The following is an 11,649-nucleotide window of genomic DNA, read 5'->3' on the forward strand; positions in this document are numbered from 1 at the left end:
TACTTTTTAACTTTCATAAATAATGGTACCATTATAATAAAATTTGGTTTAGTCATAGGAGCTCACATCATGAAATTAATGAACAAAGGTTTAATACTTGGAATTGCAGCGATCATTCAGGGCTTTGCCATGGCAACCTTTTTATTTCCACATTATATTCCAACTGGAGGAGCAGCTAGTGTTGCAGTACTGGTCAACTTTTTAGCGGGTACTCCTTTTGATATTACGCTTTGGGTACTAAATGCGGGTCTTTTATTTGCTGCGATTAAGTGGCTTGGAAAAGAGGCCGCGATTTGGACGCTGTACTGTGTCACAGTTACAGCACTCACCATTCGTCTGATCAGTCCGTTGGTAACAAATCCCATATCAAATGTAATCGTTGATTTAATAGTAGGTTCGATGATCTTTGGTGTTGGAATTGGGATATTATTTCGAATGGGTGCCTCATCAGGTGGAATGGATATTTTAGCTTTAATCATTTCAAAACTTAAAGGATTTTCACCAGGAAAAACACTGTTTGCAATTAATGGTACGATTTTGCTTGCGACAGGAATTATCGTGGATTGGAAAATCATCATTTATGCGCTCGTTAGTCAATTTATAAGCACACGGATTATCGATCTCTTATATAAGGTCCAATTGCCAAAACGGCAAATTCAAAAACATAATACAAATACGTATTAACAAAAAAAAGCGAGAACCCTTAAATGAGGTTCTCGCCTATTTTAATTCAAGCTACTGTTGAGTTGTTATTTAGTTCATAGCAATCCAGACACTCTTTACTTCTGAATAGTTATTTAATGCATAGGATCCCATTTCACGGCCGATTCCGGATTGCTTGTAGCCACCGAACGGAGAAGCTGCATCGAATGCATTATAGCAGTTAACCCATACTGTACCAGCTCGTAAGTTGTTTGCGATATAATGTGCTTTCCCAACATCTCGCGTCCACACACCAGCTGCAAGACCATACTCAGAATTATTTGCACGTGCAATTAATTCATCAAGGTCATCATATGGCATTGCCGAAATAACAGGACCAAAGATTTCTTCTTTCGCGATTGTCATTTCGTCTTTTACATTCGCAAAAATAGTTGGAGATACGAAATAGCCTTCTTCAAATGGTTTTTGACCACCGACAACTAGTTCTGCACCTTCGTTAATTCCTTTTTCAATATATCCTAAAACGCGATTTTGTTGTTCGATTGAAACAAGTGGTCCAATTTCTGTATCAGAATGCAAACCTGCACCTTGTTTAATCTTCTCAGCATGGCTTGCCATGTCTGCCACAACATTATCAAATTGTTTCTTTTGTATGAAAACACGTGACCCAGCACAACATACCTGACCTTGGTTAAACATAACCCCATTTAATGCACCAGGGATGGCCTTTGAAAGATCAGCATCAGGTAAAATAATATTTGGAGATTTTCCTCCTAATTCTAATGTTACACGTTTTAATGTTTTGGAGGCTCTTTCCATGATGCTTTTTCCTACTTCTGTTGAACCAGTGAACGCAATCTTATCAACCAATGGATGATCAACTAGAGGTTGACCAGCTGTTTCACCAAATCCAGGAACGATATTCACAACCCCAGCTGGGAATCCGGCTTCTTCCATTAGCTCTGCTAAATAAAGAGCAGAAAGAGGAGTTTGTTCAGCTGGCTTTAATACAATCGTACAACCAGTTGCAAGAGCTGCACCAAGCTTCCACATTGCCATTAATAGTGGGAAGTTCCATGGAATGATCTGACCCACAACACCAACAGCCTCATGACGAGTATAGTTAAAGAATGGTCCATTTACAGGAATAGTTTGTCCTACAATTTTCGTAGACCATCCAGCATAATAACGCATATGTTCAATTGCTAGAGGAATATCTGCATTTGATGTTTCACGAATCGGTTTTCCATTATCCAATGTTTCCAACTGTGCTAGCTCATCTTTATGTAGCTCCATCAAATCTGCCAGTTTATACATGATACGGCTTCTTTCGGCTGCCGTCATTTTTTGCCAAGGGCCTTCATCAAAAGCTTTTCGGGCAGCTTTTACAGCACGGTCAATATCTTCTGGACCAGCTTCACTTACAGTTGCTAAAACTTCCCCGGTAGCTGGATTATAGGATTCGAACGTTTTACCAGAAGCACTCTCAACAAATTCTCCATTGATATAAAGCTTCTTAGTCCCTCTTAAAAATGACTCAACCTTTTCTCGTAATGCAAAAATTAATTGGCTCATTTTCTTCCTCCTTTTTAATATGAAACTAGCAATACAGGCATTGCTAAAACACCTTCAATACTAATGGTAACATTTATAAACTAGTAATCAACCAACTTTTGGTAAAAAATTCCGACAATTCATGACGGGTTTTTTCGACAAAAAAAGAATGATTGATAATCAATCATTCTACCAAGAATACGTTATTAAGGAACAATTGTTACTGGACATGGAGCATCATGTAATACTTTATAGCTTACACTGCCAAGCACGGTTCGTTTGATAGCGCCAAGTCCCCTATATCCCATGATAATTTGCGTTGCTTGTGATTCTCTTGCTTCCTCACATATTTCAATTGATGGATCACCAATTCTTAATTTTGTCTCGACGGGGATAGTGACACTTTTTAGTTCTGCTATTGCACGTTCAAACGCATTTTTACTTTCTTCGGTTTGATACTCTCTAATTTGTTCTTTCCCAACAAAACGTTTTACATTTGGAGTATTATAACTTGGCTGGACATTAAGTAATACGATTTCTGAATTTTTTTCATCTGCTAGTTTTAACGCGAATTGTAATGCTTTAATAGAATGAGTGGAACCATCAACAGGAACAAGTAGTCTGTTCATAAAGGAAACCCCTTTCAATTTGGTGAGATTGAGCTTTCTAAGTGCAACATGCAAATAGAAATAAAAATCAACCCCTACTTCTATTATAATGGTATTCTTGTATTAGCAGATGTAGTTAACAAAATTGTTGAAATAATAACGAATTTACAAAAGTTATTCCATTTGAAATTTGAATTCTTTAGTTAAATCATTTACTATAAAATTTAAAAAATGGCAGTTCAGAAGTAGGGATTGAACATGAATGAACGAAAACAATATGTCTTAGAAAAGGCTCATCAACTCTTTATGGAAAAAGGGTTTCAAGCCACGTCAATCCAAGATATCCTTGATTCTAGTGGGATTTCAAAGGGGACCTTTTATAACTATTTTTCTTCAAAAAGCGAACTGTTTATGGCCGTTTTTAACTCAATCCAAATTAAAAATGAGGAAGAACGGAATAGATTATTAATAGGTGAAAACCTTGCGAATATTGATATCTTTAGTAAACAACTTGGTCTCTTTTTCCAGCTAAATAAGCAAAACAAACTTTATGCTCTGATTGAAGAGGCCCTTGTATCGAATGATCCGGACTTAAAGCAGTTTGTAAAACAATTTCAGTTAATGCAACTTAGATGGCTTTATTATCGTTTTATTGACTTATTTGGTGAAGAGAAACGTGAGTATTTATTGGATTGTGCGATTCTTTTTTCCGGAATGCTACAACAATCGTTTCAATATCATTTCTTTACGTACGGTCCGAGAGTTGATCATGAAGCCATCATTCAATATTGTGTCGATCGCTTAATAACGTTAGTTGAAGATGTAGATAAAGCAAATAATAAGCTATTGAATCCTGAGTTACTAAAAACATGGTTGCCTGAAAAGAATGAAGGGAAAAAGAATGTTCAAAATGAATTTTTCGAAAAATCAAATGACCTGAAAAAGGCGATTATGAAGATTCGTCAAAATGAACCGGAAAAAGTAAAGTACCATCAATTAGTTGACTTCATTCAGGAAGAAGCTATGAATAATAAACTCCCACGTCTCTTTCTCATCGAGAGCTCACTATTATCTTTAGTGATGAGCAAAGAGCTTCAACAAACAGAAGAGCTTTCTCAGTTTGCTCACTTTGTGAGAGAGCATATATTAAACCAAGAACAGACCCAATCAAACTGATCGGGTCTGTTGTGCTTTTATCAATAAGAAAAGCCACTCAATGTGGACCAAAGAGTGACTTTAATGATGGAGTTGATGGGAATCGAACCCACGACCCTTTGCCTGCCAGGCAAATGCTCTCCCCCTGAGCTACAACCCCGTATGAATTTAGCAAAATTATATCATGTGGCTTCTTAATAGACAATATTTTAATACGTTTTTTTGCATGAGGATCTCCAAAAATTCATATATTCTACTAAAAATCTGTAAAAGAATCCTTTAATTTCGATATAAATAACCAGAAAAAAATGGTAAAATTGATTAAACCTAAAATGGTGGTGGACTTGTGATTTATTTATATGTATTAGCTTCTTATTTTATAGGGTCGATTATGACCGGATATGTCGTCATGAGGTTTATGAAAGGCGAGGATATTCGCAAACTTGGTAGTGGGAATGTAGGAGCTCGGAATGCTGGTAGATTGCTAGGAAAGAAGGGATTTTTGCTAACAGCCATTGGTGATGTTTTAAAAGGGATGGTTGTAGTTCTAGGTGCAAAATACTTGAATTTTTCATTTGAAATTCAGATTCTCTCATTAATTGCAGTCGTCATCGGACATATTTGGCCAATTACTCTCAAATTTAAAGGCGGAAAAGGAATTGCGACCGCAGCTGGTGGATTAGTTGTATTGGCTTATCAACCGTTTCTAGTATTTGGTGCGATCTTCCTTCTTTTATTATTGATTTTGAGGAGCTTTACGTTAGCTGGAATGTCTGCTTTTCTTACTGTTCCAGTCATTTATTGGTTCATGGATTATTCCATCCGTGAATGTATTCTTATTTTTATCGTAATCGCCCTATTACTAATGGCACATCGTGACAATCTAAAGGAAAAATTAGTGAATAAAAACATATAAGCGGAGTGATTCCAACGTGACTTTTGTCTTTAAAATAGCACGGACAAAACAAGAATTTAATCAAATCCATCGTTTAAACTACAAAACATTTGTTGAAGAAATTCCACAGCATGAAAAAAATGAAGAAAAAATGTTAATTGATAAATTTCATGATGAAAATACATATTTAATTTGCGTAAAGGATTCTAAATTAGTAGGTATGATTGCTGTAAGAGCCAATAGACCGTTTTCACTTGATCATAAGCTTCCAAATCTTGATGAACAGCTACCAGTTAAACCAGATAGTCCGTGCGAAATTCGTTTGCTAGCTGTTGAGGAAGAATATCGGAATAATGGGAGGATCTTTTTCGGCCTTGCCCAGCTTATGTCTAATTATTGCTTGAAAGAAGGCTATGATGTTGCCTTAATCTCAGGAACAACAAGACAAGAAAAATTATATCGTCAATTAGGATTCAAACCATTCGCATCTCTAACTGGGACCGAAGTTGCATCGTTTTGGCCGATGTATTTAACAAAACAGACGTTTGATGAATCTTTGGCTGGCAGAATATTAAAAGAACCTGTTAGCTTTTTACCTGGCCCAATTAAAATAAGCGAGGATGTAAAAGCAGCACTTGGCGAGGAGCCGATTTCCCATCGTTCGAATGAATTTTCATTTCAAATGAAGTCTGTAAGAGAGAAATTATGTAAAATGACAAACTCAAAGCATGTGGAAATTTTGGTTGGCTCTGGTACTTTAGCTAATGATGTTATTGCAGCCCAGCTATCTGTACTAGGAGGTAAAGGCCTAATCATTAGCAATGGAGAGTTTGGGTCAAGATTAATTGATCATGCTAATCGAGCTGGTTTAGCTTTTACAAGATTAGAAAAAACATGGGGAACTCCTATTACAGAAGCTGATATAAAGAGTGAACTCGAAAATGGTGAGTATACATGGCTTTGGGGTGTCCATAGTGAAACCTCTACAGGTATGCTCATAAATTATGGAGATTTAAAAGAAATCTGCCTGAAGAACAATGTCAAGCTTTGTCTGGATTGTATTAGTACAATTGGAGCAGTTAAACTAGATTTCCAGAATATATACTTGGCATCAGGGGTGAGCGGGAAAGCAATTGGTGGCTATACTGGACTCTCATTTGTCTTCCATAATCATGAAGTCGTGCCAAATCAGTCAATTCCAAGATATTTGGATCTCGGAATGTATGCCTATAATCAAAGTATTCCATATTCCCATTCCTCGAACTTGCTAGAGGCTTTAAATCAAGCTCTTAAAAAATACGAAATAGATGAGTATTATTCTGAAATAAAAACAAGATACAAGTTGATTCGTGAATATCTTGAAGGTCTTGGCCTACAGATTTTAACACCACAAGAATCTTCATCACCTGCAATCATGACGGTGTTACTACCAAACCATATTTCTTCAGGGGACTTTGGAGATGATATGGCACTACAAGGGTATTACCTTCACTATGAAAGCAGCTATTTACAAGAAAAGAAATGGATTCAAATCTCGTGTCTAAGCAACCACGATGAAAAGAAAATAGCAAGAATGCTACGAGTGTTTGAGCTATTATTAAATCAATATGCAAAATTAGGAGAACCCTCGGTATAGAGGGTTTTCTTTTTTTGTCTAGCTCTAGGCGCTATCGGCTCGAGTCATAAGCCAATCGCTTCGGAAGGCAGAAGGCGCCTTCTGTCAGCGCTTGTCTTATGCTTGTCGCCGATGGGCGAGCGCCTTCCGCATTTCTTTTTATGTAACATTTCTTTCCGAGTTTCGTCTAAGTGGAAAAGGGGTGAAATGGATGAAGAAAAGATGGTTCATTTATCTTGCTTCAGTTATTATAATCACGGCTATGACTATATTTTTTACCACTTCTAAACCAACCGTTGTCAACCAGGTGGATACTGAAATCCAACCCGTCACAAAAGAAAAACTCCAAGAGATATTTCGGGAAGCTCTTAAGGAAGAAAAGCGGAATCAAAGGTTTAGTATTTTCGGAAGGGATACCGCTAAACAAGAAATGTCCGTAACAAATGAATCCTCCGCAGCTGATCAAGCCACTGAAGGTGGAAGTGATCATTCAGAAACGAATACACAGGTTCAGGGTGTTGATGAAGCAGACATTGTAAAAACAAATGGAAAACATATTTTTCAAATCATTGATGGAAAGCTTAATGTCATTAAAGCAGCACCTGCAAAGGAAATGTCTTTACTAAAATCTATATCATTCTCACACTCATTTTCACCAAGCCAATTATTTTTGTATGAAGACCAGCTCGTCGTAATTGGTTATACATTCCGTGATAGTACACCACATGTAAATCCAAATCAGCGTAAGATGATATACCCGCCTAGACATTTTGAAGCTACAACGGCCATTGTTTACGACATAAATGATCCTAGTAATCCCGAGGAAATACGTAGGGTAGAAGTAGAAGGCAACCATGTGACATCACGGAGAATAGACAATTACGTATATCTCGTATCTAATCATTATCCGAATTACTGGATTATGGAAGACATGAGGGACGATGAGGTCGAATTGAGACCGCGATTTTCAGATACTGCACATAAAGATGAAAGCACGTTAATCCCATATGAAGACATTCAATATATACCAGGGTCAAAAGAATCCAACTTCACTTTAATTGCAGCATTTGATTTGAATGAGCCTAAAAAAGAAGCTTCGATTACTTCTTATATAGGAAGTGGAAATCAAATGTATATGTCAAAGGAGAACATTTATATTGCGGTTTCAAGCTACTATGCCGTACCTTTTATGGAGGGTGGGACTGATAACTCTCCTAATACAAGCTTATATAAATTCTCAGTGGAAAAGGACAAAGTCGAATTCCATAGTTCGACTGAAGTACCAGGAACGATTTTAAATCAATTTTCAATGGACGAGTACAACGGTACTTTCCGAGTAGCCACAACGAAAGGGGATACTTGGAATACCAACAAACCTTCTGCGAATAATTTGTATATTTATGATGAGAATTTAAAGCAAATTGGTTCCTTAAGTGATTTAGCTCGTGGAGAACGAATTTATTCTGCAAGATTTATGGGGGAACGAATCTATATTGTTACCTTTAAACAAGTCGATCCATTGTTTGTGATTGATGCTAGCGATCCAAAAAATCCAAAGGTATTAGGTGAGTTGAAAATACCGGGCTTTAGTAATTACCTTCATCCGTATGACGATAACCATCTAATTGGTTTTGGTTATGACACAAAGGTGGTCGCCGATAAAACAAGTACGGGTGAGCCAAGGGTGTATACAGATGGGATCAAAATTTCCTTGTTTGATATTCGAGATGTGAATCATCCAAAGGAGAAATTTACAGAAATCATTGGTGGTAGAGGAACATACTCGCCTTTAAATTATGACCATAAGGCTCTATTGTTTAATAAGGAAAAAGGAATCTTCGCATTCCCTATTACTGTTTTTCAAAATATAGAAGGAAAACAGTACGAACAAAGTTTCGAATTTCAGGGAGCTTATGTGTACGATATCAATTTAGAAGGAATTGAACTTAAAGCAAAGCTATCACATGACGTTCCTGGGCCATATGAAACATGGGAGGGTGAGATTCAACGAGTCCTGACAATCGGTGATAATCTATACGCTATTTCGCCGACAAAAATTTCTGCATATAACGTAAAAAACTATGAGCAAATTTCTTCATCTTCATTGGATTAAAAAAGGGTAGAATTTCTTCTATCCTTTTTTGGTATTTATCTTATATACTTAATAAGATTATATAAGGAATGAAGGGACATACATGAATCAACCGAAAATAAATCCATACTTTGTATTAGCCATTGGTGCCGTTTCGGTATCCACCTCGGCTATATTTGTGAAATTAGCAAATGCGCCTGCACCCGTTATCGCTTTTTACCGGCTCTTTTTTACAGTTCTGCTGATGTTACCTGTTTTTTTATGGAAATATAGAAATGAACTGCGGGCGATAAAGAAAAGAGATTGGCTATTTTCTAGCATTTCAGGGGTATTTTTAGCTCTACATTTCATACTTTGGTTCGAATCACTCAACTACACATCCGTAACAAGCTCAACTGTTCTCGTTACCATGCAGCCTGTTTTTGCTTTTATCGGAACCTATTTTTTGTTTAAAGAAAAAATAGGCTTAGGCGCAATCTTAAGTACCTGTTTAGCTCTATGTGGTAGTATCATTATTAGTTGGGGAGATTTCCAAATAAGTGGGAGTGCGTTATATGGTGACTTTTTAGCGATTGTTTCCTGCATAATGGTTACAGCCTATTTGTTATTTGGGCAAACAGTACGAAAACGCCTAACACTTGTCACCTATACATTTGTTGTCTACAGCATAAGTACAATTACCTTATTCTTATACGTAGTGATCCTCAAATATCCATTAGGAGGATACGCGAGTCAAGATTGGATGTACTTCTTACTACTAGCAATTGTACCTACCTTACTCGGCCACAATCTTTTCAACTGGTCATTAAAATGGGTAAGTACCTCAACTATTTCGGTAAGTATCCTATTTGAACCAGTTGGTGCAGCGATACTAGCATACTTTATCCTATCAGAAAAAATTATCCATACACAGATATTTGGGGGAGTCATTATCATACTGGGTATTTGGCTTTACTCCATAGGTGAAAGGAAGAAAAAACAGCGGGTTCAACTATCAGAGCAAAGTGTAGGGTAAAGAAAAGCCATGTCTATTAGCGTAGACATGGCTTCTGTTTTAAGTGAATTTTCGAGTCATAAAAACGGAGCCGATTCCCATCACTATTAATAGGACTCCCATTAATAGTAGATTGGAATAAGGACTAGCCGTTGTTGGGAGCTTATTCCCTTGTACCTTTACACTCATTTCTGTAGCAAGAGTTGCTACCGTAAGTAACTTTTCTCCACGTACAAGGATAAAGTCAGAAGCTAGCATATCCTCGGAAACCTTAAGGTCCAGCAAGTACTCATCATTTGTCCGGTATAGCTCAACTAATAGGTCTGCCCCATCAAGTGAACTTTTCTCAAGAAGCTTATTATATGCAACAGCTTCTTTAACACCATCTTTTAATAGATAGTACCGTGGCTGTAACTCAAAGATTTCAATCATTTTATCATACATCACAAGAAGCTCTTTTTGCTGCTCTGCCGATAAACCCTCTGAGCTATTATAGGAGAAATATTGTTCTAAATTAGAACTAAGAGATTTCATATTCTCCTCAAAATTCATATCATTTAGACTTAAAAAGTGAAGAAATAAACCATCAATCTCATCTTCGGTTAATCCAATCTCTGAGAGCATCCGCTCTGCCTCTACTATTACCTCAGCATGGTTTAAATAGAAATCAACCGTAGTTTCGAGGTCCTTAATAAATAAATAATCATGGATTGACTCCCCAAAACCACCAAGGATATGCTGTAACTCATCCTCATTTATATTATGTTTTGATAATAGAGTCTGGATTGTTTCTTTGTTAACAGGCTCACCTAAATAGGAAACCAATTCATCAACAGTCTCAAAATCCTTTACGGATAGATCGTAAACTGCTAAATAATCCTCAAGATCACTCTCGGTAAAACCGGTTTCTGATGTGTAATTCTTTAATTCCTCAGGGGTTACCTCAGCAAACACACCATTAGATAAAAACGAAAACTGGAATAAAAAAATAACCCCAATTAGTAATAACTTCTTCATTCCTCTTCCTCCAAGCCATTATATTCATAGGTCTAGTATTTTCAACTTTTACCAAATAATGCATATGAGAGAAGAATAGGCATAAAAAAACTGACATCCAAGTGATAGGAATGTCAGAATGGAAACGAAATTAATAAAAGGAACTAGCAAAAAAACTGAAAACGAATGCCATAATGATAGACGAAACAAAAGTGATAAAAGTGCTGGCCTCGATTCTTCCTTCATTATTACTTATTCTCAAACCTTCAATATATACGAATGAAAACAAAAATAAGCACATAGCTAATGATAAAAACATTCCTACTGCTTGCAAAAAGTCAAAAATCAAAACCTTTCCTCCTTCCAAAAATCCCATTAATAAAATATATGAGGCACTCTAGTAAATATGAATAAAATAATAGAGAACTTAAATGGATAGATAAATCTAATAGAACCAGCTTTACTAATTCCTATAAAAAGTATTTCATACCAAAACTATTTCTTGTATAATATTTATGGCTTTATCACATGATGAATTAGTAGAGAAAAGAGAAGAGAGTGCTTTTTAATAAATCCTTAAAACTTTTTTAAAAAAAGGTATTGAAAAAGGTTAAAAGTGATGATATATTAATTCTTGTCGCCAAAACAAGCGATACAGAAATTGAATGAGTGATAAAAAAACTTTTTAAAAAAGAAGTTGACACTCAAAAACAAAAATGTTATATTAGAAAAGTCGCTTCAGGGCGATGGACAAAGTTCTTTGAAAACTGAACACAATACAAGCGTCAACGTTTAATTCTAAAGTAACAAACTATTGAGCAATCAATACTCTTATTGGAGAGTTTGATCCTGGCTCAGGATGAACGCTGGCGGCGTGCCTAATACATGCAAGTCGAGCGAACTTTTGGGAGCTTGCTCCCAAAAGTTAGCGGCGGACGGGTGAGTAACACGTGGGCAACCTACCTATAAGACTGGGATAACTTCGGGAAACCGGAGCTAATACCGGATAATATATGAGACCACATGGTCTCGTATTAAAAGATGGCTTTTAGCTATCACTTATAGATGGGCCCGCGG

At 36.6% G+C, this 11,649-nt stretch carries 10 protein-coding genes, 1 tRNA gene and 1 rRNA gene; 7 read left to right on the top strand and 5 right to left on the bottom strand.

Translation table 11 applies throughout. The features are described 5' to 3' along the window. Nucleotides 1-69 precede the first annotated feature (69 nt). Entirely contained in the window at nt 70-684 is a 615-nt protein-coding gene (locus ACFSFW_RS09155) for a YitT family protein (RefSeq protein WP_388037391.1), read from the top strand. Nucleotides 685-753: 69 nt separating this feature from the next. Here the strand turns inward: ACFSFW_RS09155 and ACFSFW_RS09160 are convergent, their stop codons facing one another. Together ACFSFW_RS09160 and ACFSFW_RS09165 are read right to left on the bottom strand one after the other, a co-directional pair. After that, nucleotides 754-2,238, bottom strand: coding sequence for an aldehyde dehydrogenase family protein (locus ACFSFW_RS09160; protein WP_099355593.1), 1,485 nt, complete (start codon nt 2,236-2,238; stop codon nt 754-756). A gap of 185 nt (nt 2,239-2,423) precedes the next feature. Further along, nucleotides 2,424-2,846: a universal stress protein gene (locus ACFSFW_RS09165; protein ID WP_304215904.1), complete on the bottom strand. Its 423-nt coding sequence runs from the start codon at nt 2,844-2,846 to the stop codon at nt 2,424-2,426. A 237-nt stretch (nt 2,847-3,083) separates the two neighbouring features. Between ACFSFW_RS09165 and ACFSFW_RS09170 the strand changes: the two genes are divergently transcribed. Then, complete coding sequence (locus ACFSFW_RS09170) at nt 3,084-4,001, top strand: TetR/AcrR family transcriptional regulator (protein ID WP_388037394.1); 918 nt, start codon at nt 3,084-3,086, stop codon at nt 3,999-4,001. A gap of 67 nt (nt 4,002-4,068) precedes the next feature. On the opposite strand, the gene ACFSFW_RS09175 is transcribed toward ACFSFW_RS09170, so the two are convergent. Continuing rightward, a tRNA-Ala gene (locus tag ACFSFW_RS09175) sits at nt 4,069-4,140 on the bottom strand. A gap of 186 nt (nt 4,141-4,326) precedes the next feature. Here ACFSFW_RS09175 and plsY point away from each other — a divergent pair. From plsY to ACFSFW_RS09195, 4 genes are all read left to right on the top strand, one after another. Continuing rightward, complete coding sequence (gene plsY, locus ACFSFW_RS09180) at nt 4,327-4,896, top strand: glycerol-3-phosphate 1-O-acyltransferase PlsY (RefSeq protein WP_388037396.1); 570 nt, start codon at nt 4,327-4,329, stop codon at nt 4,894-4,896. 16 nt (nt 4,897-4,912) lie between these two features. Further along, nucleotides 4,913-6,511, top strand: a complete 1,599-nt coding sequence (locus ACFSFW_RS09185; protein WP_388037399.1) for an aminotransferase class V-fold PLP-dependent enzyme — start codon at nt 4,913-4,915, stop codon at nt 6,509-6,511. A gap of 190 nt (nt 6,512-6,701) precedes the next feature. Further along, the gene (locus ACFSFW_RS09190; protein ID WP_388037402.1) at nt 6,702-8,603 is read left to right on the top strand and encodes a beta-propeller domain-containing protein; all 1,902 of its coding nucleotides are present in this window, start codon (nt 6,702-6,704) and stop codon (nt 8,601-8,603) included. 82 nt (nt 8,604-8,685) lie between these two features. Beyond that, nucleotides 8,686-9,597, top strand: coding sequence for a DMT family transporter (locus ACFSFW_RS09195; RefSeq protein ID WP_388037405.1), 912 nt, complete (start codon nt 8,686-8,688; stop codon nt 9,595-9,597). A gap of 39 nt (nt 9,598-9,636) precedes the next feature. Here the strand turns inward: ACFSFW_RS09195 and ACFSFW_RS09200 are convergent, their stop codons facing one another. Next, nucleotides 9,637-10,593, bottom strand: a complete 957-nt coding sequence (locus ACFSFW_RS09200; RefSeq protein ID WP_388037408.1) for a processed acidic surface protein — start codon at nt 10,591-10,593, stop codon at nt 9,637-9,639. 130 nt (nt 10,594-10,723) lie between these two features. Further along, the gene (locus tag ACFSFW_RS09205) at nt 10,724-10,921 is read right to left on the bottom strand and encodes a hypothetical protein (RefSeq protein WP_099361783.1); all 198 of its coding nucleotides are present in this window, start codon (nt 10,919-10,921) and stop codon (nt 10,724-10,726) included. Between the two features lie 482 nt (nt 10,922-11,403). Between ACFSFW_RS09205 and ACFSFW_RS09210 the strand changes: the two genes are divergently transcribed. Then, nucleotides 11,404-11,649: ribosomal RNA gene (locus ACFSFW_RS09210) — 16S ribosomal RNA — on the top strand; the annotation flags it as partial.

It is taken from the genome of Ferdinandcohnia salidurans (genome assembly GCF_042680725.1).
Lineage (GTDB): Bacteria > Bacillota > Bacilli > Bacillales > Bacillaceae_L > Ferdinandcohnia > Ferdinandcohnia salidurans.

What these genes read in the sequence shown, in the direction of transcription:
- ACFSFW_RS09155 (WP_388037391.1), top strand. Translation starts at nt 70, where the DNA reads ATGAAATTAATGAACAAAGGTTTAATACTTGGAATTGCAGCGATCATT.
- ACFSFW_RS09160 (WP_099355593.1), bottom strand. Translation starts at nt 2,238, where the DNA reads ATGAGCCAATTAATTTTTGCATTACGAGAAAAGGTTGAGTCATTTTTA.
- ACFSFW_RS09165 (WP_304215904.1), bottom strand. Translation starts at nt 2,846, where the DNA reads ATGAACAGACTACTTGTTCCTGTTGATGGTTCCACTCATTCTATTAAA.
- ACFSFW_RS09170 (WP_388037394.1), top strand. Translation starts at nt 3,084, where the DNA reads ATGAATGAACGAAAACAATATGTCTTAGAAAAGGCTCATCAACTCTTT.
- ACFSFW_RS09190 (WP_388037402.1), top strand. Translation starts at nt 6,702, where the DNA reads ATGAAGAAAAGATGGTTCATTTATCTTGCTTCAGTTATTATAATCACG.
- ACFSFW_RS09195 (WP_388037405.1), top strand. Translation starts at nt 8,686, where the DNA reads ATGAATCAACCGAAAATAAATCCATACTTTGTATTAGCCATTGGTGCC.
- ACFSFW_RS09200 (WP_388037408.1), bottom strand. Translation starts at nt 10,593, where the DNA reads ATGAAGAAGTTATTACTAATTGGGGTTATTTTTTTATTCCAGTTTTCG.